Source organism: Variovorax sp. CF313 (assembly GCF_000282635.1).
GTDB lineage: Bacteria > Pseudomonadota > Gammaproteobacteria > Burkholderiales > Burkholderiaceae_C > Variovorax.
In genome coordinates, this window is the sequence record NZ_AKIW01000096.1 from 1 (window position 1) to 25,480 (window position 25,480).

Consider the following 25,480-nt stretch of genomic DNA (forward strand, 5'->3'; position numbering starts at 1 on the left):
CCGGCTTTGCCGGGCCGCTGGTGGTGCCCCCGGTAGGGGGAAGGCGTAGCGACACGAAGTGCGCGAAGCCTGGGGGCGAGCCTATTTCTCTGTATCAACAAGGCCCTTGACGAACCACTTTTGCATCAGCACAACCACCAGCGCGGGCGGCAGCATGGCGAGGATGGCGGTGGCCATCACGACGTTCCATTCGTTCTGGCCGTCACCACCGGCGATGAGCCGCTTGATGCCGACCACGATCGGGTACATGTCCTCGTTGGTGACCGCCAGCAGCGGCCACAGGTACTGGTTCCAGCCGTAGATGAACTGGATCACGAAGAGCGCGGCAATGCTGGTCTTCGACAGCGGCAGCAGCACGTCGAAGAAGAAGCGCATCGGGCTCGCGCCATCCATTCGCGATGCCTCGGTGAGTTCCTCGGGCACGGTCAGGAAGAATTGGCGGAACAGGAAGGTGGCCGTGGCCGACGCGATCAGCGGCACCGTGAGGCCCGCGTAGCTGTTCAGCATGCTCAGGTCCGACAGCACCTTGTAGGTGGGCAGGATGCGCACTTCCACCGGCAGCATCAGTGTCACGAAGATCGCCCAGAAGCAGATCTTCTTGAAGGGGAAGCGGAAGTAGACGATGGCGAAGGCTGACAGCAGCGAGATGGCGATCTTGCCGATGGCGATGACCAGTGCCGTCACCAGGCTGACCCACATCATGTGGGCCACCGGGGCGTTGGAGCCTGCGCTGCTCGCGCGGCCGAAGAGCGCGCCCTTGTAGCTGTCGAGCATGTTCGAGCCCGGCAGCAGCGGCATCGGCCGCTGCACGATTTCCTGTGCGGTGTGGGTGGACGCCACGAAGGCGAGGTAGATGGGGAAGGCGACGATCAGGACGCCGAGGATCATCACCACGTGGGCCAGGACGCCCTGAGTGCTTCTTCTTTCAACCATGTCAGTACTGCACCTTTTTCTCGACGTAGCGGAATTGCACGATGGTGAGCGCGATCACGATCACCATCAGCACGACCGACTGCGCGGCCGAGCCACCCAGGTCCAGCGCCTTGAAGCCGTCGTGATAGACCTTGTAGACGAGGATTTCCGTGTCCTTGCCCGGACCGCCTTCGGTGGCCGCGTGAACGATGGCGAAGGTGTCGAAGAACGCGTAGACCACGTTCATCACCAGCAGGAAGAAGGTGGTGGGAGACAGCAGCGGGAACTGCACCGTCCAGAAGCGGCGCCATGGGCGCGCGCCGTCGATGGCCGCCGCCTCGATCAGCGACTTGGGAATGGACTGCAGGCCAGCCAGGAAGAACAGGAAGTTGTACGAGATCTGCTTCCACACCGCGGCCATCACGATCAGCGTCATCGCGTGCTTTGAATTGAGCAGGTGGTTCCAGTCGATGCCGATCTTGCCGAGCGCATAGGCGACCACGCCCAGCGAAGGGGAGAACATGAAGACCCAGAGCACGGCTGCCACGGCGGGCGCCACGGCGTAGGGCAGGATCAGCATGGTCTTGTAGAACATGCCCCCGCTCACGATGCGATCGGCAAAGACGGCCAGCGTCAGCGACAGGCTCAGGCCGATGGTGGCCACCAGCACCGAGAAGACGGCGGTGGTCTTGAACGACTCGCCATAGGCCGGGTCGTGGAACAGGTCCTTGAAGTTCTGCAGCCCGACGAAGTCGACGGATGTGCCGAATGCGTCCTGCTGCTGCATCGATTGCAGGATGGCTTGTGCCGCCGGCCAGAAGAAAAACACGAGGATCACCGCCATCTGCGGTGCCAGCAGCAGCCAGGGCAACCAGCCCGAGCGAAAGAAAACGCGTTTTTCCATGAACCCTCTACATAAAAAATCCCGCCCGGCCCGCTCTTGCGCAAGAGCGGACGGGGGCGGGCGATGTTAGCCGGACACGCGAGGGGTCCGGTTGTCGATCGTCAGCTCTTGTTGGCCTTCTGGAAGCGTTCCAGCTGCTCGTTGCCGCGGGTCACGATGGCGTCGAGGGCTTCCTTGGCGGTTTTCTTGCCGTTCCAGACCTGTTCGAGCTCTTCGTCCTCGATGGCGCGGATCTGCACGTAGTTGCCCAGGCGGATGCCGCGGCTCTTGTCGGTGACCTTGCGGATCATCTGTGTCACGGCCACGTCGGTGCCGGGGTTCTGCTTGTAGAAGCCCGAGTCCTCGGTGAGCTTGTACGAGGCCATGGTCACGGGCAGGTAGCCCGTGCGCTTGTGGCTGGCGGACTGCACTTCAGGCGTCGAGATGAAGCTGAAGAACTTGGCCACGCCCTTGTACTCGGCCGGTTTCTTGCCCGACATGACCCACAGGCTGGCGCCGCCGATCACGGTGTTCTGCGGTGCGCCCGGCACGTCCGGGTAGTAGGGCAGGGGCGCCAGGCCGTAGGCGAACTTGGCGTTCTTCGCCACGTTGCCATAGAAGCCCGAGGACGTGTTGATCATGGCGCACTCGCCCGAGACGAACGAGGCTTCAGGCACGTTGCCGCGGCCCTTGTAGATGAACAGGCCCTGCTTGGCCATGCTGGCCAGGTTCTCGATGTGGCGCTGGTGCAGCGGCGAGTTCACCTTCAGGCGCGCGTCCAGGCCCTGCAGGCCGTTGGACTTGCTCGCGAACTCCACGTTGTGCCAGGCCGAGAAGCTCTCGACCTGCGTCCAGTTCTGCCAGGCCGTGGTGAACGGGCACTTGTGGCCGCTGGCCTTGAGCTTGGCGGCGGCGGCGACCACTTCGGGCCAGGTCGACGGCGCCTTGTCGGTGGGCAGGCCGGCGGCCTTGAAGGCGTCCTTGTTGAAATAGAAGATGGTGGTCGAGCTGTTGAAGGGGAAGCTCAGCATCTGGCCATTGGGGGCGGTGTAGTAGCCGGCCACGGCGGGGATGTAGGCGGCCGGGTCGAACTTCTCGCCCGCGTCCTTCATGACCTGGCCGACCGGCACGATCGCGCCCTTGCTGGCCATCATGGTGGCGGTGCCCACTTCGAAAACCTGCAGGATGTGCGGTGCGTTGCCGGCGCGGAAGGCCGCGATGGACGCCGTCATCGATTCGTCGTACGTGCCCTTGAAGGTCGGCACGACCTTGTATTCCTTCTGGCTCTCGTTGAACTGCTTGGCCAGGTCGTTGACCCATTCGTTGTTGACGGCGGTCATCGAGTGCCACCACTGGATCTCGGTCTGGGCCTGCGCCACGTTGAACAGCGTGGTGGCGGCCAACGCCGATGCCAGCGCGAGCGTCTTGAATCGCATGAAGACTCCTGAAGGGGAAAATGGAAAGCGCGGATGCTAGGGCATGTGCATGACACAGCCGCGTCACATTGGCGCACGGAGCGCTGCTTTCTTCCAATCAGGGAAACCCCTTTGGCCTCATGCCCGGCGCGGGCGACAACCCTGCATGCTGCGCTGCACCATGCTAGCATCGCCCTCCCTTTTTCTGGCCTAGCTTGTCGCCATGGCCGGGGCTTCCGCGAGACCGCCATGAGCAGCAAAACCTCCCTCGACAAAAGCAGGATCAAGTTCCTCTTGCTCGAAGGCATCCACCCCTCGGCCGTGGAGGTGCTGCGCGCCGCCGGCTACACCAACATCGAGTCGCTGCCGGGCGCACTGCCCGACGCCGAACTCAAGGCCAAGATCGCCGATGTCCACTTCCTGGGCATCCGTTCGCGCACCCAGCTGACGGCCGAGGTGTTCGCAGCCGCCCACAAGCTGGTGGCCGCCGGGTGCTTCTGCATCGGCACCAACCAGGTCGACCTCGAGGCGGCGCGCGAGCACGGCGTGGCCGTTTTCAATGCCCCTTACTCCAATACCCGCTCGGTGGCCGAGCTGGTGCTGGCCGAAGCCATCCTGCTGCTGCGCGGAGTGCCCGAAAAGAGCGCGGTGGCGCACCGCGGCGGCTGGCTCAAGTCGGCCGACAACGCGTTCGAGATCCGCGGCAAGACGCTGGGCATCGTGGGCTACGGCTCGATCGGCGCGCAGCTGTCGGTGCTGGCCGAGGCGCTGGGCATGCATGTGGCCTTCTTCGACGTGGTCACCAAGCTGCCGCTGGGCAATGCGCGCCAAGTGCGCGAGCTGCACCAGCTGCTGGCGCAGAGCGACATCGTGACGCTGCACGTGCCCGAGACCCAGGCCACGCAGTGGATGATCGGCGCGGCCGAGATCGCCGCGATGAAGCCGGGCGCCATCCTGCTGAACGCCTCGCGCGGCACGGTGGTCGAGATCGAGCCGCTGGCCGAGGCCCTGCAGAGCAAGAAGCTGCTGGGCGCCGCCATCGACGTGTTTCCGGTGGAGCCGCGCACCAACAAGGACGAGTTCCTGTCGCCGCTGCGGGGCCTGGACAACGTGATCCTGACGCCGCACATCGGCGGATCGACGATGGAGGCCCAGGCCAACATCGGGCTGGAAGTGGCCGAGAAGCTGGTCAAGTACAGCGACAACGGCACCTCGACTTCTTCGGTCAACTTTCCGGAGGTGGCGCTGCCGGCGCACCCGGGCAAGCACCGCCTGCTGCACGTCCACCGCAACGTGCCGGGCGTGCTGTCCGAGATCAACAAGATCTTCTCGGACAACAACATCAACATCTCCTCGCAGTTCCTGCAGACGAACGAGAAGATCGGCTACGTGGTGATGGACATCGACGCGGCTTCTTCCGACCTGGCGCTGGAGAAGCTGGCGAAGGTGAGCGGGACGATCCGCAGCCGCGTGCTGTTCTGATTTGGGTTTCCCCGGGTACGGCGCTGGGTGCTGTGCCCCTTTCCTTGGAGCCCGCTCCCGGTTTTGCTCCCTCTCCCTCCAGAGGAGGGTTGGGGTGAGGGCAGCGGCATCAAAGCCACGACAGGCGTCCGGTATGCGGTACGGCCCAGCCCGCGCGACGCCCCTGGCACAAGGACAACGCCGGGACCCCAAGGCAAGACCCCAAGCCCTGCCTTAAAATCATCCCCCCGGCTACATGGGCGCGCAGCGCCTGGCCAAGGGCCCCACCCGATGAATGCTCCGACCGCGTTGAATACGCTGTTGTCACAGGCCGCAGAGCCCGTACGACTGCGCGAGATCCCGTACAACTACACCAGCTTCTCCGACCGAGAGATCGTGATTCGCCTGCTGGGCGAGCGCGGCTGGGAACTGCTCCAGACCCTGCGCGCCGAGCGCCGCACCGGCCGATCGGCGCGCATGCTCTACGAAGTGCTCGGCGACATCTGGGTCGTCCAGCGCAACCCTTACCTCGTCGACGACCTGCTCGACAACCCGCGCCGCCGCGGCCAGCTGGTCGATGCCCTGCGGCACCGCCTGGCCGAGGTGCAGAAGCGCCGCACTCCCGACAGCGACCTGCCGCGCGACCAGCTCGTGGGCGAGCTCACCGGCCTCGTGGGCGAGGCGGTGGCCGCGTTCGACACCAAGTTCCGCGAGGTCGCCGCCCTGCGCCGCAAGGCCACGCGCGCGCTGCGCAGGCTCACGGCCAAGGACAACATCAAGTTCGACGGCCTGTCGCGCGTCTCGCACGTGACCGACGCCACCGACTGGCGCGTGGAGTACCCGTTCGTGGTGCTGTGCCCCGACACCGAGGCCGAGATGGCGCTGCTGGTGAAGGGCTGCATCGAGCTGGGCCTGACCATCATCCCGCGCGGCGGCGGCACCGGCTACACCGGCGGCGCCATCCCGCTGACATGGAAGAGCGTGGTCATCAACACCGAGAAGCTCGAGGCGATGACCGAGGTCGAACACGTCTCGCTGCCCGGCCTCGAAGCCCAGGTGCCCACCATCTGGACCGAAGCCGGTGTGGTCACCCAGCGGGTGGCCGATGCGGCCGAGCGCGCGGGCTTCGTGTTCGCCGTCGATCCGACCTCGGCCGAGGCCTCGTGCGTCGGTGGCAACGTCGCCATGAACGCCGGCGGCAAGAAGGCCGTGCTCTGGGGCACCGCGCTCGACAACCTCGCCTCGTGGCGCATGGTGACGCCGCAGGCCGAATGGCTCGAAGTCACTCGCATCGGCCACAACCTCGGCAAGATCCATGACGCCGAGAGCGCCGTGTTCGAGCTGCAGTACTACGCGGCCGACGGCAAGACGAAGCTGCGCACCGAGCGCCTCGACATTCCGGGGCGCACCTTCCGCAAGGAGGGCCTCGGCAAGGACGTGACCGACAAGTTCCTCTCGGGCCTGCCGGGCATCCAGAAGGAGGGCTGCGACGGCCTCATCACCAGCTGCCGCTGGGTGGTGCACAAGATGCCCGCGCACACGCGCACCGTGTGCCTGGAGTTCTTTGGCAATGCCAAGGACGCCGTGCCCAGCATCGTCGAGATCAAGGACTTCATGTTCGCCGAGCAGAAGCGCTCGGGCGTGCTGCTGGCCGGCCTCGAACACCTGGACGACCGCTACCTGAAGGCCGTGGGCTACGCCACTAAGTCGAAGAAGCACGGCGGCCTGCCGAAGATGGTGCTGTTCGGCGACATCGCCGGCGACGACGCCGATGACGTGGCCCGCGTCACCTCGGAAGTGGTGCGCATCGCCAACTCGCGCAGCGGCGAAGGCTTCATCGCCATCAGCCCCGAGGCGCGCAAGAAGTTCTGGCTCGACCGCAAGCGCACGGCCGCCATCAGCAAGCACACCAACGCCTTCAAGATCAACGAGGACGTGGTGATCCCGCTGCCGCGCATGGCCGAGTACAGCGACGGCATCGAGCGCATCAACATCGAGCTGTCGCTGCAGAACAAGCTCGCGCTCACCGACGCGCTCGAAGCCTTCCTGCTGCGCGGCAACCTGCCGCTGGGCAAGACCGACGACGCGCATGAAATCCCGGCGGCCGAGCTGCTCGAAGACCGTGTGGCGCAGGCCGTCGCGCTGGTGCAGGGCGTGCGCGCGCTCTGGGCCGAATGGCTGCGCGACGTCGACACGCTGTTCCCGCAGCTGCAGGACCACACCCTGCGCGCCAGCTGGAAGACCCAGCTGCGCCAGCCGCTGCAGGAAATCTTCAGCGGCGTGGAGTTCGCCCCCATCGTTGCCGAATGCGCGGCCATCCACAAGCAGGTGCTCAAGGGCCGCGTGTGGGTCGCGCTGCACATGCACGCGGGCGACGGCAACGTGCACACCAACATCCCCGTCAACAGCGACAACTACGACATGCTGCAGACCGCGCATGCCGCGGTGGTGCGCATCATGGCTCTGGCACGCAGCCTCGACGGCGTGATCTCGGGCGAGCACGGTATCGGCATCACCAAGCTCGAATTCCTGAGCGACGAGGAGCTGCGTCCGTTTACCGAGTACAAGGCCAAAGTCGACCCCGAAGGCCGCTTCAACAAGGGCAAGCTGCTGCGTGCGCCGGCAGGCCAGGCTCAGACGCTGCACGCAGACCTGACCAACGCCTACACGCCGAGCTTCGGCCTCATGGGGCACGAGTCGTTGATCATGCAGCAGAGCGACATCGGCGCCATTGCCGACAGCGTGAAGGACTGCCTGCGCTGCGGCAAGTGCAAGCCGGTGTGCGCCACGCACGTGCCGCGCGCCAACCTGCTCTACAGCCCGCGCAACAAGATCCTCGCGACCTCGCTGCTGGTGGAGGCCTTCCTCTACGAAGAGCAGACGCGGCGCGGCATCAGCATCAAGCACTGGGAGGAGTTCGAGGACGTGGCCGACCACTGCACCGTGTGCCACAAGTGCCTCACGCCGTGCCCGGTGAAGATCGATTTCGGCGACGTGTCGATGAACATGCGCAACCTGCTGCGCAAGATGGGGCAGAAGAGCTTCCGCCCAGGCAACGCGGCCGCGATGTTCTTCCTCAACGCGACCAATCCGCAGACCATCAAGGCGGTGCGCGCGGGCATGGTGGGCGTGGGCTTCAAGGCGCAGCGCCTGGCCAACGACCTGCTGCGCGGCCTCGCGAAGAAGCAGACCTCGGCGCCGCCGGCCACGCTCGGCCCGGCACCGGTCAAGGAGCAGGTGATCCACTTCATCAACAAGAAGATGCCGGGCAACCTGCCGAAGAAGACGGCGCGCGCGCTGCTCGACATCGAGGATGCGGACTACGTGCCGATCATCCGCAACCCGAAGGCGACCACGTCGGAAACCGAGGCGGTTTTCTACTTTCCGGGGTGCGGGTCGGAGCGCCTGTTCTCGCAGGTCGGCCTTGCCACGCAGGCGATGCTGTGGCACGCGGGTGTGCAGACGGTGCTGCCGCCGGGCTACCTGTGCTGCGGCTATCCGCAGCGCGGCAGCGGCCAGTACGACAAGGCGGAGAAGATGATCACGGACAACCGCGTGCTCTTCCACCGCGTGGCCAACACGCTCAACTACCTCGACATCAAGACGGTGGTGGTGAGCTGCGGCACCTGCTACGACCAGCTGCAGGGCTACCAGTTCGACAAGATCTTCCCGGGCTGCCGCATCATCGACATCCACGAGTACCTGCTGGAGAAGGGCATCACGCTGGCCGATGCCGGCGGTGGCGGCTATCTTTATCACGACCCGTGCCATTCGCCGATGAAGCAGCAGGACCCGATAAAGACCGTGAAGGCGCTGGTCGGCGACAACGTGCTCAAGAACGACCGCTGCTGCGGCGAGTCGGGCACGCTGGGCGTGTCGCGGCCCGACATCTCGACGCAGATCCGCTTCCGCAAGGAAGAAGAGCTGAAAAAGGGCGAGGCCGCGCTGCGCGACAGCGGCAAGGTCGGCGCGAAGGACAACGTGAAGATCCTCACCAGCTGCCCGAGCTGCCTGCAAGGCCTCTCGCGCTACGGCAACGACCTGAACAACGGACTGCTCGAGGCCGACTACATCGTGGTCGAGATGGCCAACAAGCTCCTCGGCAAGGACTGGATGCCCGAATACGTGGCCGCGGCCAACCAGGGCGGGATCGAGCGGGTGCTGGTATGACGGCGCAAGGCTGCCCGCTCTGCGAAGGCCCTGGCGGACGCGTCGTGTTCGAGGGTGCGAAGCTGCGCGTCGTCCACGCGGAAGAGGCAGGTTTCCCGGCCTTCTATCGCGTGATCTGGCGCGCGCATGCGCCGGAGTTCTCGGATCTCGACGCCGCCGGCCGCGCGCTGTGCATGGACGCGGTGGTGGCGGTGGAGCAGTGCCTGCGCGAGCACCTGCATCCCGCCAAGGTGAACATCGCCGCGCTCGGCAACATGGTGCCGCACCTGCATTGGCACGTGATTGCGCGTTTCGCCGACGACAGCCATTTCCCGGGCTCGGTATGGGCACCCGTGCAGCGCGCACGGAATACCGCGCACGAGGCGCATGTCGCCGCGCGCCTGCCGGCCGTCGAGGCTGCGATGATCGAACGCCTGGGTACAAGGAGCTTCTGATGGCAGGCTTGAAACAGGGCGCACCGACGCCGCAGTCGATCACCGTGCATGGCCAGTCGCGCGTGCTCGAAGTGGGCTTCTCGGATGGCACGACCTTCCGCATTCCCTTCGAGCTGATGCGCATCTACTCGCCGTCGGCCGAAGTGCAGGGCCACGGCCCGGGCCAGGAAATCCTGCAGACGGGCAAGCGCGACGTCGAACTCGTCGACCTCCAAGCGGTCGGCAACTACGCCGTGCAGCCGACCTTCAGCGACGGCCACAGCACCGGCATCTACTCGTGGGACCTGCTCTACGAACTGGGCGCGAAGCAGGCCGAGCTGTGGGCTGCCTACGAGCGCCGGCTGGCCGAAGCGGGCGTCGAGCGCGACACGCCGATGCTCGACAAGGGCGGCCACGCCTGCGGCAGCCACTGAGCCGCGAATCTGCGCGGTGCTCTCGAAAAGATAGCCCTGCGTCCAGGAAGGACGGGCGGAAAAAGCAACAAATGTCCGCCGTACGCGCGGGGTCGTCGGCTTGATGTGAGGGCTTCCGGCCTAACATCGGTTGCATGAGTACCACACACTTCGGCTTCGAAACGGTCGACGAAAGCGAGAAGGCACGCCGCGTGCGCGGCGTCTTCGATTCGGTCGCCTCGCGCTACGACGTCATGAACGACCTGATGTCGGCCGGCCTGCACCGCGCCTGGAAGGCATACACCGTGATGGTCGCGAACGTGGGCGAGGGCTCGCGCGTGCTCGACATCGCGGGCGGCACCGGCGACCTCGCGCTCGCCTTCGCGAAGAAGGTCGGCGCCACCGGCCAGGTGGTCCACACCGACATCAACGAAGCCATGCTGCGCACCGGCCGCGACCGTCTGCTCGACGCCGGCGTGTCGCTGCCCACCATGGTCTGCGACGCCGAGAAGCTGCCCTTTCCCGACGACCACTTCGACGTGGTGACGGTGGCCTTCGGCCTGCGCAACATGACGCACAAGGACATCGCGCTCAAGGAAATGAACCGCGTGCTCAAGCCTCGCGGCAAGCTGCTCGTGCTCGAGTTCTCGAAGGTCGCGAAGCCGCTCGCCAAGGCCTACGACTGGTACTCCTTCAACGTGCTGCCACGCCTGGGCAAGCTGGTGGCCGGCGACGACGCGAGCTATCGCTACCTCGCCGAATCGATCCGGATGCATCCCTCGCAAGAGGAGCTCAAGACCCTCATGAAAGAGGGCGGTTTCGGACATGTGGACTATCACAACATGACTGGGGGAATCGCCGCCCTCCATGTTGGAATCAAGTGTTGATGACGCGAATCTTTCGCTCAGAGGAGACGACATGAAGAGTTTGGGTTCTTTGTTTTTGGCAGCTGCATTGGTGCTGGTCAGTGTCCAGGCCGAGGCTGCGCGCATGGGCGGCGGCAAGTCGTTCGGACGCCAGTCGTCCAACGTGACGCAGCGCCAGGCCACGCCTCCCGCAGCGCCGGGCGCACCCACGCAGCAGAACGCGACCAATGCGGCGGCGGCGAAGCCCGCAACGCCCGCACCCGCGGCGGCCGCGCCGAAGCGTCCGTGGGGCGCCATGCTCGGCGGCCTGGCCGCCGGCCTGGGCCTCGCATGGCTCGCGCATTCGCTCGGCCTCGGCGCCGGCTTCGGCAACATCCTGCTGATCGGCCTGCTCGTGCTTGCCGCGGTGGTGGTGTGGCGCATGATCAAGTCGCGCTCGCAGCCTGCCGGCAACGGCCAGGGCGGCTTCGCCTTCCAGGGTGCGGGCGCCAGCCCGAGCAATGCCAGCGCGCCGGCGCAATACAGCCCGGCCAACGTGGGCAACGACGCATCGGCACGTCCATGGGAGCGCAATGCCGCCGCCTTCGACGCCACCCCGTCGAACGACGCGCCGCACGGCAGCAGCCTCTCGGCAGCGGGTGCCGCGGCCGGTGGCAGCATGATCGGCTCGGCGCTCGGCGGTTCGCAGTCCTGGGGCATCCCCGCGGGCTTCGACGTCGACGGCTTCCTCGGCGCCGCGAAGCGCAACTTCGTGACACTGCAGGATGCCTGGGACCGCGCCGACGTCTCGATGCTGCGTTCGATGATGACCGACGGCATGGTCGACGAGATCCGTACCCAGCTGGCCGACCGCGCCAGCCACACGGGCGGCGCCTCGAACAAGACCGAAGTCGTGATGCTCGACGCCAAGCTGCTCGGCATCGAGGAACTGCCCGACGCCTACATGGCCAGCGTGGAGTTCTCCGGCATGATCCGCGAAGACGCCTCGGCCGGCCCGGGTCCGTTCCGCGAAGTGTGGAACATGACGAAGCCGACCAGCGGCAACAGCGGCTGGCTCGTGGCTGGGGTGCAGGCACTGCAGTAAATAAAGGCTCGCCCCCCAAGGCTTCGCGCACTTCGTGTCGCTTCTCCTGCCCCCTGCCGGGGGCAACACCAGCAGCCCGGCAAAGCCGGTTCCGCGGTGTTTCTGGAAAAGGGCATGTGGTCCATGGGTCGCGGGGCGCTACAGTGACGGGATAATGGGGACATGGCCACACCATCGTCCCCATTTTCTTTTCTCGGCGACCTTTTCAATCGCATCGGCGAGCGTCTGCAGCCCCCGGACTGGGCGGTCCACGAGATCCAGCATCGCGCGGTCCTGTTCCTGAACCACGTGCTGCAGCAGGAGCCCGAGGCCCAGCAGCGGCTGCTGCGCCAGCAGGGGCGGGTGGTGCGTTTCCAGTGGCGCTTCGTGACGATGGAACTGGTGGCCACGCCGGCCGGCCTGCTCGACCTGGCACCTGAGGGCTCGGTGCCTGAACTGACGCTCACCGTCATCGACGAATCCCCCTTCGACATCGCCCGCGCCACGCTGCGGGGCGACAAGCCGGCCGTGCAGATCATCGGCGACGTGCAGCTGGCGGCCGAGGTCAACTGGCTGGTCGATCACGTGCGCTGGGACGTCGAGGACGACCTGGCCCGCCTGATCGGCGACGTGCCCGCTCACACGCTCGGCAACGGCGTGCGGCGCGTCGTGGGCGCGCTGCGCCAGTTCGTCGGCGATCGCTCGGCCAAGGCTGGCGGCTCGGCGAGCGCGGCCGAATGAGGCGCTTCTACCGCGGCCTGTTCATCGTCTGGGTCGCACTGCGCTACGGCCTCGACGAGCTCGTGCTCACGAGCTTCCAGAAGCCCTGGCTGCGCGTGGTGGCGCGCGTCGTCTCGTTCGGGCGCAACCTCGACGCGCCGCGCGGCCAGCGCCTGCGCGAGGCGCTCGAGCGGCTCGGCCCCATCTTCGTGAAGTTCGGCCAGGTGCTGTCGACCCGGCGCGACCTGCTGCCGCCCGACATCGCCGACGAACTGGCCTTCCTGCAGGACCGCGTGCCGCCGTTCCCGTCGGCGGTGGCCATCGCCACCATCGAGCGCGCGTTCCGCCGGCCGGTGGGCGACGTGTTCGTGCAGTTCGACGAAACGCCCATCGCCAGCGCGTCGATCGCGCAGGTGCACTTCGCGACCATCCGCACCAACCAGGGCGAGTTGCGTGAAGTGGCGGTGAAGGTGCTGCGTCCCAATATGCGCGGCGTGATCGAGAAAGACCTGGCGCTGATGGCCATGATGGCCGGCTGGATCGAGAACCTCTCGGCCGACGGCAAGCGCCTGAAGCCGCGCGAGGTGGTCGGCGAGTTCGACAAGTACCTGCACGACGAGCTCGACCTGGTGCGCGAGGCGGCCAACGCCGCCCAGCTGCGCCGCAACATGGCCGAACTCGACCTGGTGCTGATCCCCGAGATGTTCTGGGACTTCTGCCATCCCGAAGTCATCGTGATGGAGCGCATGAAGGGCGTGCCCATTGCGCAGATGGACCGCCTGCGCGCGGCCGGCGTCGACATTCCCAAGCTGGCGCGCGACGGCGTCACCATCTTCTTCACGCAAGTGTTCCGCGACGGCTTCTTCCACGCCGACATGCACCCCGGCAACATCCAGGTGAGCCTGGCGCCCGAGACCTTCGGGCGCTACATCTCGCTGGATTTCGGGATCATCGGCACGCTGACCGAGTCGGACAAGGAATACCTGGCGCAGAACTTCGTGGCCTTCTTCCGGCGCGACTACAAGCGCGTGGCCGAGCTGCACCTCGAGAGCGGCTGGGTGCCGGTGGGCACCCGCATCGACGAGCTGGAGGCGGCCATCCGCACCGTCTGCGAGCCGTACTTCGACCGGCCGCTGAAGGAAATCTCGCTGGGCATGGTGCTGATGCGCCTGTTCCAGACCTCGCGCCGCTTCCACGTCGAGATCCAGCCGCAGCTGGTGCTGCTGCAGAAGACGCTGCTCAACATCGAGGGCCTGGGCCGCAACATCGATCCCGAGCTCGACCTCTGGGCCACGGCCAAGCCCTTTCTCGAGAAATGGATGGTCGACCAGATCGGCCCCAAAAAGCTGTTCCAGCAGCTCAAGGCCGAGGCGCCGCGGTACGCCAAACTGCTGCCCCAATTGCCGCGCCTGCTGCACGATTTCCTCGAAAATCGGCCGGTCGACAACCGCCGCGAGCTGCTCGAACTGCTGGCCGAGCAGAAACGCACCAACCGTTTGCTGCAGGCCATCATTTACGCTGGCATGGGATTTGTATTCGCGGTGCTGATGCTGCTCGTCCTGCAGTACTTGCGCCTGCGCTATTTTCTGTAGTTGCCCGCCGTGGCTGGCACCCTGTTTTTATCTGGAGATATGTCCATCATGAAATCGATGTCGCTGCGCCCCGGCCAGGTTCTCGGTGCACTGGCCCTGATTGCCGCCGTGCTGGGCACGACTGCCGCGCGAGCTGAGGAAGAAAAGGTCCTCAACATCTACAACTGGGGCGACTACATCGCTGCCGACACGGTCGCGAACTTCGAAAAAGAAACGGGCATCAAGGTCCGCTACGACCTGTTCGACAGCAACGAGGCGTTGCACGCCAAGCTGGTTGCGGGCATGAGCGGCTACGACATCGTCGTGCCCGGCTCGCACTTCGCCAAGATGCAGATCCAGGCCGGCCTGCTGCAGAAGCTGGACAAATCGAAGATTCCCAATCTCGCCAACGTCGACCCGGCGATCCAGGCCCAGTTGGCCAAGATGGACCCGGGCAACGACTACATCGTCGACTGGCTCTGGGGCTACACCACGGTAGGCATCAATGCCGATAAGGTCAAGAAAGCGTTGGGCACCACGCCCATGCCCGACAACGCCTGGGACCTGGTGTTCAAGCCGGAGTACGCCTCCAAGCTCAAGGGCTGTGGCATCTCGTTCCTCGACACGGCCTCCGAGATCCTGCCGATCGCGCTGAAGTACATCGGCAAGGATCCGCGCAGCAAGAACCCTGACGACTACAAGGCTGCGGGCGAGATGCTCAAGGCCGTGCGGCCCAACGTGACGCGCTTTGCCGGCTCAGGCTCGGACTACATCGACCAGATGGCCAAGGGGCAGCTCTGCGCGGTGATCGGCTGGTCGGGCGACATCATGATCGCGAAGGACAAGTCGACCAAGGCCAAGACGCCGCAGAACCTCGAGGTGCTGCTGCCCAAGACGGGTGGCCTGCTGTTCTTCGACACCATGGCCATCCCGAAGGACGCCAAGCATCCCGAGAACGCGTACAAGTGGATCAACTACATCCTGCGGCCGGAAGTGCATGCATCGCTTACCAACAAGGTGTTCTATGCCAACCCCAACAAGGCAGCGATGAAGTTCGTCAATCCGGCGCTGGCCAAGGACAAGGCGGTGTTCCCGCCCGAAGCCGCGCTCGAGACCATGATCGCGCCGGATACGCCCGACCAGACCACGCTGCGGCTGGTTACGCGTACCTTCACCAATTTCAAGGCCAACCGCTGACCGCGCTGACAGAGTCGTTATGAGTGTTCCCAACGAGGCAGGTGCCTTCCTGCGCATCGAGGCCGTCACCAAGGACTTTGGCGACTTTCGCGCGGTGAACGAGGTCAGCCTCGACGTCGCTCGCGGCGAGATCTTCGCGCTGCTGGGCTCGTCGGGCTGCGGCAAAAGCACGTTGCTGCGCATGCTGGCGGGCTTCGAGCTGCCCTCGTCGGGTCGCGTCGTACTCGATGGCAACGACCTCGCGGGCCTGCCGCCGTACAAGCGGCCGGTGAACATGATGTTCCAGTCGTACGCGCTGTTTCCCCACCTAACGGTCTGGGACAACATCGCCTTCGGCCTGCGCCGCGACGGGTTGCCCAAGGCCGAGATCGCGGCGCGCGTCGACGAGATGCTGCGGCTTGTGCAGCTCACCACCTTTGCCAAGCGCAAGCCGCACCAGCTCTCGGGCGGGCAGCAGCAGCGCGTGGCATTGGCGCGCAGCCTGGCCAAGCGCCCCAAGCTGCTGCTGCTCGACGAGCCGCTCGGCGCGCTCGACAAGAAGCTGCGCGAGGCCACGCAGATTGAGCTGGTCAACATCATCCGGCAGGTCGGCGTGACCTGCGTGATGGTCACGCACGACCAGGAAGAGGCGATGACGATGGCCTCTCGCATTGCCGTGATGAGCGAAGGCCGCTTCCTGCAGGTCGGCGCACCGGCCGATGTGTATGAGACGCCCGCCACGCGCTTCGTTGCCGACTTCATCGGCAATGTCAACCTCATGGACGGCAGCGTGGTGGCCGACGAGGCGGACCACGTCGACATTCAGTGCGCCGATGTGCTGCACCGCATCGGCCACGGCATTACCGGCTACGAGGGGCAGACCGTTACGGTGGCGGTGCGCCCCGAGAAGATCCACCTGAGCCCCGACGAGCCGGTAGAGCCGCACAACAAGGTGCGCGGCATTGTCGAGGCCTCGGCCTATTTCGGCCTGTACACCGTCTATCACCTGCGGCTGGCGAGCGGTGCGCTGCTGAAGGTCAATGTCGAGAACGAGACCCGGCACCGCGAGGGCTTGCCCGCGCAGGGTGATGCCGTCTGGGCCCGGTGGTTGCCGACCTCCCAGGTCGTGCTGACGCAGTAGGGGGAGGGCAGGCATGGCTTCCACCGACGGCAAGAGAAAGAGCTGGCTGGGCCCCTTCCAGGGGCGCCGCCTGGTGATCGGCGCCCCCTATCTGTGGCTGCTGGTCTTCTTCCTGCTGCCTTTCCTGATCGTCCTGCGCATCAGTTTCTCGGAGATGGACGGCGCGAAGATCTCCGACCTGATCGGTTGGGCCGATCAGCAGCTGACGCTGACGCTCAAGCTGCAGAACTACGTCACGCTCTTCCAGGACGACCTGTACTTCGCGACATACGGGCACTCGCTGATGTACGCGGCGATCACCACGCTGATCTGCCTGTTCATCGGCTATCCCTTCGCTTACTTCATGGCCCGCGCCAGGGCCGGACTGCAGCCGCTGCTGCTGATGGGCGTGATGCTGCCGTTCTGGACCAGCTTCCTGCTGCGCGTCTATGCCTGGAAGGGCCTGCTGGATGCCCAGACCGGATGGGTTGGGCAGTTGCTGACCTTCGTGCATGCCGATCGGCTGCTGCTGCCGCTGGGCCTCATCTCCTCGGCCGGGCAGTTCATGTACAGCCCGTTCTCGCTCGTGCTGGGCATGGTCTACACCTACCTGCCGTTCATGGTACTGCCGCTGTACGCCACGCTCTCCAAGATGGATCTGCGGCTGCTCGAGGCCGCGCAAGACCTCGGAGCGACGCCCTGGCAGGCCTTCTGGCGCGTCACCGTGCCGCTGTCGCGCAGCGGCATCGTCGCTGGCGCCATGCTGGTATTCATTCCCTGCGTGGGCGAGTACGTCATTCCCGAGCTGCTGGGCGGCCCGCAGACGCTGATGATCGGCCGCGTGCTGTGGGACGAGTTCTTCTCCAATAACGACTGGCCGATGGCGTCGAGCGTGGCCGTGGTGATGGTGCTGCTCATCATCGTGCCGCTGGCGTTGCTCAACAGCAGCCAGGCAAAGGCCAAGGCGGCGCGTACATGATTGCCACTCCCGCCGGTCGCTGGACCAGCCGCATCTGGCTGCTGCTGGGCTTTGCGTTCCTCTACCTGCCGATCGTGGCGCTGATTGTCTTCAGCTTCACCGATTCCCCTGTGCCCAACGTCTGGGCCGGCTTCAGCCTGCGCTGGTACCACAAGCTGGTCGGCGACGATGAAATTCGCGAGGGCCTATTCGTGTCGCTGCGCATCGCGGCGGGCACTGCGACCGGTGCCGTGCTGCTGGGCACGCTGGCGGCCTTCGCGTTGGAACGATTTCCGCGGTTCCGAGGGCGCACCGCATTCGCGGGCATGGTCAGCGCACCGCTGGTGATGCCCGAGGTCATCGTCGGCCTGTCCCTGCTGCTGATGCTGGTGTCGGCCCAGCGCCTGTTCGGCTTCCCGGAGCGCGGGCTCACGACGATTTGGCTCGGGCACCTGCTGGTGGGCATGGCTTATGCCACGGTGGTGATCGGCGCCCGCCTGCGTGACCTCAATCCCCAGTACGAGGAGGCGGCGCAAGACCTGGGTGCACGCCCGCTGCAGGTCTTCTCCCTGGTGACGCTGCCGATGATCGCGGAGTCGCTGCTGGCGGCCTGGCTGCTGAGTTTCACGCTTTCGCTCGATGACGTGGTGATGTCGGCCTTCCTGTCGGGGCCGGGCTCGACCACCTTGCCGCTCGTCATCTTTTCGCGCGCCAGGCTGGGGCTCGACCCGACCGTCAATGCCCTGGCCACGGTGGTGATCGTGCTGGCAGCGATCTTCGTGGTGGCCTCCAGCTACCTGATCGCCGCACGGGAGCGGCGCCGGTACAGGGAGGGGCAGGCCGCTCTGGCCAGAGGGTAGCGCCTATAATCGAGGGCTTTGCGAGCGGCAGCTGCGCCGTTTTCTTTCTCATCCGATTTCCATGCCCATCTACGCCTACAAGTGCAGTGCCTGCGGCTTTGCCAAAGACGCTTTGCAGAAGATGTCCGACGCGCCCCTCACGGTGTGTCCGGCGTGCGGCGCGAGTGCGTTCGAAAAACAGGTCACGGCCGCCGGCTTCCAGCTCAAGGGCTCGGGCTGGTACGTGACCGATTTCCGTGAGGGCGGCGGCAAGAAGTCCGAGCCGTCCACGGCACCCGCGTCCAGCGACGGCGGCAAGTCCGCCGAGTCTTCCTCTTCCACAACCGTCGCCGCGCCAAGCCCCGCTCCGGCGCCCGCCGCACCGGCCCCCGCGCCGGCCGCGGCCAGCGGCGACTGATCGATCCCGACCGCCATGCTCGCCCTGCGCAAATGGTTGCTGTCCGGCCTGCTGGTCATCGTGCCGCTGGTCATCACGCTCGGCGTGCTGAACTGGATCATCGGCACGCTCGACCAGACGCTGTGGCTGCTGCCCGCGCAGTGGCAGACCTGGCTCAGCGACCACAAGGTGCGCGGCCTGGGCGTGCTGCTCACGCTGGCCATCCTGCTGGTGGTGGGCGCCACGGCCAGCAACTTCGTCGGCAAGCGCCTGCTCGGGTGGGGCGACGCCGTGGTGCGCCGCATTCCGGTGGTGCGCTCGATCTACTCCAGCGTCAAGCAGGTGTCGGATACGCTGTTCTCCGAGAACGGCAATGCCTTCCGCACGGCGGTGTTAGTGCAGTGGCCGCGCGAGGGCGTGTGGACCATCGCCTTCGTGACCGGCGCGCCCGGCAACGAAGTCGCCGAGCACCTCGGCGAGGGGGAATTCCTCAGCGTCTACGTGCCGACCACGCCCAACCCGACGGGCGGCTACTTCGTGATGCTCAAGCGCAGCGACTGCATCGAACTGAAGATGAGCGTGGACGAAGCGCTCAAGTACATCGTCTCGATGGGGGTGGTCGTTCCAGGCGGCCCCGCCACGGTGGCGGTGAAGTCTTCCAACTCATAAAAACGAACGCGCCCACAAGGCGCCGGAATGGATTCCTATGGCCATGCGTACTCACTATTGCGGTCTCGTGACCGAAGCCCTGCTGGGCCAGACCGTCACCCTGTGCGGCTGGGTCAACCGCCGCCGCGACCACGGCGGCGTGATCTTCATCGACGTGCGCGACCGCGAAGGCTATGTGCAGGTGGTGTGCGACCCCGACCGCGCCTCGACCTTCGCCGTCGCCGAGAACCTGCGCAACGAGTTCTGCGTGCAGATCACCGGCCTCGTGCGCGCACGCCCCGAAGGCACGACCAACGACCAGCTCAAGAGCGGCAAGATCGAAGTGCTGTGCCATGAGCTCAAGGTGCTGAACCCCTCGGTCACGCCGCCGTTCCTGCTGGACGACGACAACCTGTCGGAAACCACCCGCCTCACGCACCGCGTGCTCGACCTGCGCCGTCCGGCCATGCAGCGCAACATGATGCTGCGCTACAAGGTGACGATGGAAACGCGCAAGTTCCTCGATGCCAACGGCTTCATCGACATCGAGACGCCGATGCTCGGCAAGTCCACGCCCGAAGGCGCGCGCGACTACCTCGTGCCCAGCCGCGTGCACGACGGCAGCTTCTTCGCGTTGCCGCAGTCGCCCCAGCTGTTCAAGCAGCTCTTGATGGTGGCCGGCTATGACCGCTACTACCAGATCGTGAAGTGCTTCCGCGACGAAGACCTGCGCGCCGACCGCCAGCCCGAATTCACGCAGATCGACATCGAGACCTCGTTCCTCGCCGAAGAAGAAATCCGCGAGATGTTCGAAGGCATGATCCGCAACGTGTTCCGCAACGCCGCGGGCATCGACCTGCCGGTATTCCCGACCATGACGTACGGCGACGCGATGTTCAAGTACGGTTCGGACAAGCCCGACCTGCGCGTGAAGCTCGAGTTCACCGAGCTCACCGAACTGATGAAGCGCGTGGAATTCAAGGTGTTCTCGAATGCCGCCACCATGAAGGGCGGCCGCGTGGTCGCGCTGCGCGTGCCTGGCGGCGGTGCCGAAGGCGGCCTGTCGCGCGGGGAAATCGATGCGTACCAGGAGTTCGTCAAGATCTACGGTGCCAAGGGCCTGGCCTACATCAAGGTCAACGACGCGGCTGCTGGCCGCGAAGGCCTGCAGAGCCCGATCGTGAAGAACCTCGACGACAGTTCGCTGGCCGAGATCATCGCCCGCACGGGCGCGCGCAACGGCGACATCCTGTTCTTCGGTGCCGACAAGGAAAAGGTCGTCAACGACGCCATCGGCGCGCTGCGCGTGAAGATCGGCCACAGCGCCTTCGGCAAGAAGGCGGGCCTGTTCGACGACCGCTGGGCGCCGCTGTGGGTGGTCGACTTCCCGATGTTCGAGTTCGACGAGGAAGGCCAGCGCTGGAGCGCCGTGCACCATCCGTTCACCGCGCCGAAGGACGGCCATGAAGACCTCATGGACACCGCACCCGAGAAGTGCATCGCCAAGGCCTACGACATGGTGCTCAACGGCATCGAGATGGGTGGCGGCTCGGTGCGTATCCATCGCGAGGAAGTGCAGAGCAAGGTGTTCCGCGCGCTCAAGATCAGCGCCGAGGACGCGCAGCTCAAGTTCGGCTTCCTGCTCGACGCGCTGCAGTATGGCGCGCCGCCGCACGGTGGCATCGCCATCGGCCTGGACCGCCTCGTCATGCTCATGACCGGCGCCGAGTCGATCCGCGACGTGATCGCCTTCCCCAAGACCCAGCGCGCGCAAGACCTGCTGACGCAGGCGCCGAGCCCGGTCGATGAGAAGCAGTTGCGCGAGCTGCACATCAAGCTGCGCAACACGCCCCAGGCAGCCTGACACGGCCATGACGACCAGCCCCCGGCCCTGGAAGATCCCGGAGTCGGTGCTGGTCGTGATCCACACTCCGGCGCTCGATGTGCTGCTGATCCGGCGTGCGGATGCCGAGACCGATTTCTGGCAGTCGGTCACCGGCAGCAAGGATGCGATCGACGAGCCGCTCGCACTCACCGCGGCGCGAGAGGTGGCCGAGGAAACCGGCATCTCCTGCGGCGAGGGCACCGCGCTCGCCCCGCAGCTGGCCGACTGGCAGCTGCGCAATGTTTACGAAATTTATCCACGGTGGCGCGCCCGCTACGCGCCCGGCGTAACGCACAACACCGAGCACCTGTTCGGCCTCTGCGTACCCGATCGCCTGACGCCCACGCTCGATCCGCGCGAACACACCGGCTGGAAGTGGCTGCCGTACCGCGAAGCGGCGGACGCGTGCTTTTCCCCGTCGAACGCCGAAGCCATCCTGTTGCTGCCAGAATTTGCGCGATGAACCAGCCGGCAGCAACAGCAGCGCAGAACCTCCGGGTCGCGACCTATAACATCCACAAGGGTGTGCAGGGCATCGGGCCCGCGCGGCGGCTCGAGATCCACAACCTGGGCCACGCGATCGAGCAGCTCGACGCCGACATCGTCTGCCTGCAGGAGGTGCGCAAGATGAATCGGCAGGCCGCCACACGCTTCGCGCACTGGCCCGAACTGCCGCAGGCCGACTTCCTCGCGCCCGAGGGCTACACCGCGGTCTATGAGACCAATGCCGTTACGCGCCACGGCGAGCACGGCAATGCGCTGCTCACGCGCTGGCCGGTGCTGCGCACCAGCCACCAGGACATCTCCGACCACCGATTCGAGCAACGCGGGCTGCTGCACGTGGTGATCGACGTCGAGGGCCGCAGGGTGCACGCCATCGTGGTGCACCTGGGGCTCATCAGGGGCAGCCGGGTGCGGCAGGTCGCACGCCTGCGCGAGTTCATCGACCGCGAAGTGCCGCCCGACGAGGCCGTGGTGGTCGCGGGAGACTTCAACGATTGGGGCGCCCGCATGCGCTACGCCATGAACGCCATGGGACTGCGCGACACCAGCGACCTGCGTGGTGCGCGCACGCTCACTTACCCCTCGCGCCTGCCGGTGGCGCAACTCGACTTCGTCTACGGGCGCAGGCTGGAGCCGCAGGCCTGCACGGTGCCGCGCGGGCCGATCTGGGCCCGCATGTCCGACCACCTGCCGCTGGTGGCTGATTTCACGCTCCTCAATTGATAGCATTGCTCCAAGAAGGGACGGGCGTTGCGGGCCCGAATGTCTGGAGCCATTCACTGGTACGATCCCCGCCATGCTGAGGAAAACCGACGTCGACCCGCGCCCCGATCGAAACGACGATGACGAGGGCACGCCCGTCTCCGTGAAGATCCGCGAGCGCATCACCGCAGCGCGCAAGCGCTTCAACGCCAACGACAACATCGCCGAGTTCATCGAGCCCGGCGAGCTGGAGACCTTGCTCGACGAGGTCGAGGTCAAGATGAAGGGCGTGCTCGAAAGCCTGGTCATCGACGTCGAGAACGACCACAACACCGACAACACCGCGCGCCGCGTCGCCAAGATGTACCTCAATGAGGTGTTCAAGGGCCGCTACGTGGCGCCGCCCTCGCTCACCGAGTTTCCCAACGCCGAGCACCTGAACGAGCTGATGATCGTCGGCCCGATCACCGTGCGCAGCGCCTGCTCGCACCACTTCTGCCCGATCATCGGCAAGCTGTGGATCGGCGTGATGCCCAACGAGCACACCAACGTGATCGGCCTGTCGAAGTACGCGCGCCTGGCCGAGTGGGTCATGGGCCGTCCGCAGATCCAGGAAGAAGCCGTGGTGCAGCTGGCCGACCTGATCCAGGAAAAGACGCAGCCCGACGGCCTTGCCCTCGTCATGGAGGCCGAGCATTTCTGCATGGCCTGGCGCGGCGTGAAGGAAATGGACAGCAAGATGATCAACTCCGTGATGCGCGGCGTGTTCCTGAAAGATCCGAGCCTGCGCCGCGAATTCCTTTCCCTCCTTCCCCGAAAGGGCTGAGCCATGCTGGTCCGACTTCTCTACGCCAGCCGCGCCGTCGACACCAGCCCCGAGGCCATCGAGGCGATCCTTGCGCAATCGCGCTCGCACAACACGACCTGCGGCATCACCGGCATCCTCTGCTATGGCGCAGGCACCTTCCTGCAGGCCATCGAAGGTGGCCGCATGGCCATCAGCGAGCTGTACGGCCACATCCAGCGCGACGGGCGCCACAAGGACGTGGTGCTGCTGCACTACGAGGAGATTTCCGAACGCCGCTTCGGCGGCTGGACGATGGGGCAGGTCAACCTGTCGAAGCTCAATGCCTCGACGCTGCTGAAGTATTCCGAGAAACCCGAGCTCAACCCGTATGCGGTCTCGGGCAAGGTTTCGCTGGCGCTGCTCGAGGAACTGATGGCCACCGCGGCCATCGTCGGCCGACACTAGAACGTGGCCCCCGCGCTCTGCCTCGCATAGATCGAGGTGCCGCTCTCCGCATTCGCCCTGATCCTGCTCGCCGGGGTCATTCATGCCAGCTGGAACATCGCCGCCAAGAAGGCGAACGGCGATGCGCGCTTCGCCTTCCAGAGCGGCGTATTCATGGCCGTCGTGTGGGCGCCGGTGGGCATCGTGCTCGGCTGGCGCGTGGTGCCGGCCTGGGGCTTGCGCGAATGGGGCTTCGTCGCGTTGAGCGGCGTGCTGCACGTCTTCTACTATGTGATCCTGCTGCGGGGCTACCGCAAGTCCGACCTTACGGTGGTCTATCCGCTGGCGCGCGGTTCGGGCCCGCTGCTGTCGTCGCTGGTCGCGATCCTGTTCCTCGGCGAGACGATCAGCCTTGTCGGCGTGGCCGGCATCTTCGGCGTGGCGCTGGGCGTGTTCCTCGTGGCGGGTGGCCCGCGCCTGTGGCACGGCAAGCATGACCCGGCGCAGCGCGAGCGTGTGCACAAAGGCATCCGCTACGGCGTGCTGACCGGCGCCTTCATCGCGGCCTACACGGTGGCCGACAGCTATGCGGTCAAGTTCCTGGCGATGTCGCCGATCCTGCTCGACTACATGAGCAACTTCGTGCGGCTCGTGCTGCTGCTGCCCGCCGCACTGCAGGACCGCGCGACCACAGCGCGCATGTGGCGCGCGCAATGGAAGTACGCGCTGCTGGTGGCGGCAATCAGTCCCGTGTCTTATGTGCTGGTGCTGTACGCGGTGCAGCAGGCGCCGATCTCGCACGTCGCGCCGGCGCGCGAGGTGTCGATGCTGTTCGCCGCGCTGGTCGGCGGCCACCTGCTGCGCGAAGGCGACCGGCTCTTGCGGCTGCTGGGCGCGCTGTTCATCGCCGCCGGCGTCGTCGCGCTCGCGATGGGCTGAGGCCATGGTGCTGTTCGGCTGCGATTTTTCCAGCGCGCCGACGGCACGCAAGCCGATCGTGGTGGCTGCCGGTGAACTCGCCGATGGCAATCGCGTCGTGCTGACTGGCCTGCAGCGCTTCTCGACGCTCGAAGCATGGGGCGAATGGCTGTGCGCCACGCCCGCCTGGACCGGCGGTTTCGATTTTCCATTCAGCCTGCCGCGCGAACTCGTCGAGCATCTGGGATGGCCGGTGCAATGGGCGCCGTTGATGGCCCATTACGCCAGCCTGAGCCGCGCCGAGATCCGCGAGACCTTCGCCGCATTCTGTGCGGCGCGACCCCTCGGTGGCAAGTTCGCGCACCGTGCGACCGATGGGCCCGCAGGTTCCAGCCCGTCGATGAAGTGGGTCAATCCGCCGGTGGCCTACATGCTCCACGCAGGTGTGCCGCGCCTGCTGGCCGCCGGTGCACGCATTCCCGGCCTGCACGCCGGCCCTGGCGCGGACCGCATTGCGCTGGAGGCCTATCCCGGCCTGCTGGCGCGGGAGTTGATCGGGCGCCGCAGCTACAAGAGCGACGAGCTGCCGAAGCAGACGCCCGAACGGCTCGCCGCACGCACCGACCTGCTCGTCGCGCTCGAAGCGGGCACCACGCGCCTCGGCCTGCGGCTTGGCGTCACCGCGCCGCAGCGCGCCGAACTGCTGGCCGATGCCCGCGGCGACGACATCGACGCGGTGCTGTGCCTCGTGCAGGCGGCCTGGGCCCTGCAGCGCGCGCAAAGCCCCGGGCCCGGCCATGGCCTGCCGCGAAATTTCGATCCGCTTGAAGGATGGATCGTCACCGCCTGAGCCTCGTTGTCCTACACCGCTTCGGGCTTCCGTCGGCGTTCGCAGCCGTCGGCGAAAGCCTAGATTGAAATCGGCGGGCCGTTGCGGACCGCGCATTTCATCACCCGATCAGGAAGGACAACGACATGAACAAGGACCAATTGGCAGGCCGCATGGAAGAAGCCAAGGGCAAGCTGAAGGAAGTGGCCGGCAAGGCCGTCGGCAGCGAAAAGCTCGAAGGCAAGGGCATTGCCGAACAGGCCGCCGGCAAGGTTCAGAAGACCTACGGCGACGTCAAGGAGCGGGCCAAGGACGCTATCAAGTCGGGCGCCAACAAGCTGTGACGCCCATTTCCCGTGCGCAATCGAGCGACGGACAGGAGGATT

General features: G+C 65.9%; 25 protein-coding genes. 22 read left to right on the plus strand and 3 right to left on the minus strand.

Annotated features, from left to right (window positions below; translation table 11 throughout):
* Positions 1–81 precede the first annotated feature (81 nt).
* The 3 genes from ugpE to ugpB form a co-directional block, all read right to left on the minus strand.
* Positions 82–933, minus strand: a complete 852-nt coding sequence (gene ugpE, locus PMI12_RS22665) for a sn-glycerol-3-phosphate ABC transporter permease UgpE (protein ID WP_007837107.1) — start codon at positions 931–933, stop codon at positions 82–84.
* A gap of 1 nt (position 934) precedes the next feature.
* Positions 935–1,816, minus strand: a complete 882-nt coding sequence (ugpA, locus tag PMI12_RS22670; RefSeq protein WP_007837109.1) for a sn-glycerol-3-phosphate ABC transporter permease UgpA — start codon at positions 1,814–1,816, stop codon at positions 935–937.
* A 101-nt stretch (positions 1,817–1,917) separates the two neighbouring features.
* A complete protein-coding gene (gene ugpB, locus PMI12_RS22675) occupies positions 1,918–3,231 on the minus strand; it encodes a sn-glycerol-3-phosphate ABC transporter substrate-binding protein UgpB (RefSeq protein WP_007837114.1) in 1,314 nt (437 codons plus the stop codon).
* A gap of 228 nt (positions 3,232–3,459) precedes the next feature.
* Here ugpB and serA point away from each other — a divergent pair, with 228 nt between their 5' ends.
* From serA to PMI12_RS22785, 22 genes are all read left to right on the plus strand, one after another.
* Complete coding sequence (gene serA, locus PMI12_RS22680) at positions 3,460–4,692, plus strand: phosphoglycerate dehydrogenase (RefSeq protein ID WP_007837115.1); 1,233 nt, start codon at positions 3,460–3,462, stop codon at positions 4,690–4,692.
* A 270-nt stretch (positions 4,693–4,962) separates the two neighbouring features.
* Positions 4,963–8,841 carry a DUF3683 domain-containing protein gene (locus PMI12_RS22685; RefSeq protein ID WP_007837116.1) on the plus strand — a complete coding sequence of 1,293 codons (3,879 nt, stop codon included), beginning with the start codon at positions 4,963–4,965 and terminating at the stop codon, positions 8,839–8,841.
* On the plus strand, positions 8,838–9,275 hold the full coding sequence (locus PMI12_RS22690; protein WP_007837117.1) for an HIT family protein: 438 nt from the start codon (positions 8,838–8,840) through the stop codon (positions 9,273–9,275). Before PMI12_RS22685 ends, PMI12_RS22690 begins: the two co-directional genes overlap by 4 nt.
* The gene (locus tag PMI12_RS22695) at positions 9,275–9,688 is read left to right on the plus strand and encodes a gamma-butyrobetaine hydroxylase-like domain-containing protein (protein WP_007837118.1); all 414 of its coding nucleotides are present in this window, start codon (positions 9,275–9,277) and stop codon (positions 9,686–9,688) included. The genes PMI12_RS22690 and PMI12_RS22695 overlap by 1 nt, the downstream gene beginning before the upstream one ends.
* Before the next feature lie 134 nt (positions 9,689–9,822).
* Positions 9,823–10,554 carry a bifunctional demethylmenaquinone methyltransferase/2-methoxy-6-polyprenyl-1,4-benzoquinol methylase UbiE gene (gene ubiE, locus PMI12_RS22700; protein WP_007837120.1) on the plus strand — a complete coding sequence of 244 codons (732 nt, stop codon included), beginning with the start codon at positions 9,823–9,825 and terminating at the stop codon, positions 10,552–10,554.
* A 31-nt stretch (positions 10,555–10,585) separates the two neighbouring features.
* Complete coding sequence (locus PMI12_RS22705; RefSeq protein WP_007837121.1) at positions 10,586–11,617, plus strand: Tim44 domain-containing protein; 1,032 nt, start codon at positions 10,586–10,588, stop codon at positions 11,615–11,617.
* A gap of 162 nt (positions 11,618–11,779) precedes the next feature.
* Positions 11,780–12,337, plus strand: coding sequence for a ubiquinone biosynthesis accessory factor UbiJ (locus PMI12_RS22710; RefSeq protein ID WP_007837122.1), 558 nt, complete (start codon positions 11,780–11,782; stop codon positions 12,335–12,337).
* The gene (gene ubiB / locus PMI12_RS22715; RefSeq protein WP_007837124.1) at positions 12,334–13,908 is read left to right on the plus strand and encodes a ubiquinone biosynthesis regulatory protein kinase UbiB; all 1,575 of its coding nucleotides are present in this window, start codon (positions 12,334–12,336) and stop codon (positions 13,906–13,908) included. Before PMI12_RS22710 ends, ubiB begins: the two co-directional genes overlap by 4 nt.
* 48 nt (positions 13,909–13,956) lie before the next feature.
* Positions 13,957–15,084, plus strand: coding sequence for a polyamine ABC transporter substrate-binding protein (locus PMI12_RS22720; RefSeq protein WP_007837125.1), 1,128 nt, complete (start codon positions 13,957–13,959; stop codon positions 15,082–15,084).
* A 19-nt stretch (positions 15,085–15,103) separates the two neighbouring features.
* Complete coding sequence (locus PMI12_RS22725; protein ID WP_007837127.1) at positions 15,104–16,204, plus strand: ABC transporter ATP-binding protein; 1,101 nt, start codon at positions 15,104–15,106, stop codon at positions 16,202–16,204.
* Positions 16,205–16,217: 13 nt separating this feature from the next.
* Complete coding sequence (locus PMI12_RS22730; RefSeq protein WP_007837129.1) at positions 16,218–17,162, plus strand: ABC transporter permease; 945 nt, start codon at positions 16,218–16,220, stop codon at positions 17,160–17,162.
* Positions 17,159–18,001: an ABC transporter permease gene (locus PMI12_RS22735; RefSeq protein ID WP_007837130.1), complete on the plus strand. Its 843-nt coding sequence runs from the start codon at positions 17,159–17,161 to the stop codon at positions 17,999–18,001. Before PMI12_RS22730 ends, PMI12_RS22735 begins: the two co-directional genes overlap by 4 nt.
* 61 nt (positions 18,002–18,062) lie before the next feature.
* Positions 18,063–18,398, plus strand: a complete 336-nt coding sequence (locus tag PMI12_RS28370) for an FmdB family zinc ribbon protein (protein ID WP_007837132.1) — start codon at positions 18,063–18,065, stop codon at positions 18,396–18,398.
* Between the two features lie 15 nt (positions 18,399–18,413).
* Entirely contained in the window at positions 18,414–19,046 is a 633-nt protein-coding gene (locus tag PMI12_RS22745; protein ID WP_007837133.1) for a DUF502 domain-containing protein, read from the plus strand.
* A gap of 37 nt (positions 19,047–19,083) precedes the next feature.
* Positions 19,084–20,889 carry an aspartate--tRNA ligase gene (aspS, locus tag PMI12_RS22750; protein ID WP_007837135.1) on the plus strand — a complete coding sequence of 602 codons (1,806 nt, stop codon included), beginning with the start codon at positions 19,084–19,086 and terminating at the stop codon, positions 20,887–20,889.
* A 7-nt stretch (positions 20,890–20,896) separates the two neighbouring features.
* The gene (gene nudB, locus PMI12_RS22755; RefSeq protein ID WP_007837137.1) at positions 20,897–21,373 is read left to right on the plus strand and encodes a dihydroneopterin triphosphate diphosphatase; all 477 of its coding nucleotides are present in this window, start codon (positions 20,897–20,899) and stop codon (positions 21,371–21,373) included.
* Complete coding sequence (locus PMI12_RS22760; RefSeq protein ID WP_007837139.1) at positions 21,370–22,137, plus strand: endonuclease/exonuclease/phosphatase family protein; 768 nt, start codon at positions 21,370–21,372, stop codon at positions 22,135–22,137. Before nudB ends, PMI12_RS22760 begins: the two co-directional genes overlap by 4 nt.
* 73 nt (positions 22,138–22,210) lie before the next feature.
* Positions 22,211–22,942 (plus strand): GTP cyclohydrolase I, encoded by a 732-nt coding sequence (gene folE / locus PMI12_RS22765; RefSeq protein WP_007837141.1) that lies wholly within the window; start codon positions 22,211–22,213, stop codon positions 22,940–22,942.
* 3 nt (positions 22,943–22,945) lie between these two features.
* Complete coding sequence (locus tag PMI12_RS22770) at positions 22,946–23,368, plus strand: BLUF domain-containing protein (RefSeq protein WP_007837143.1); 423 nt, start codon at positions 22,946–22,948, stop codon at positions 23,366–23,368.
* A gap of 36 nt (positions 23,369–23,404) precedes the next feature.
* A complete protein-coding gene (locus tag PMI12_RS22775) occupies positions 23,405–24,286 on the plus strand; it encodes a DMT family transporter (protein ID WP_007837145.1) in 882 nt (293 codons plus the stop codon).
* A 4-nt stretch (positions 24,287–24,290) separates the two neighbouring features.
* Positions 24,291–25,115, plus strand: coding sequence for a DUF429 domain-containing protein (locus tag PMI12_RS22780; RefSeq protein WP_007837147.1), 825 nt, complete (start codon positions 24,291–24,293; stop codon positions 25,113–25,115).
* A 125-nt stretch (positions 25,116–25,240) separates the two neighbouring features.
* Positions 25,241–25,438: a CsbD family protein gene (locus PMI12_RS22785; RefSeq protein ID WP_007837149.1), complete on the plus strand. Its 198-nt coding sequence runs from the start codon at positions 25,241–25,243 to the stop codon at positions 25,436–25,438.
* Positions 25,439–25,480: the final 42 nt, after the last annotated feature.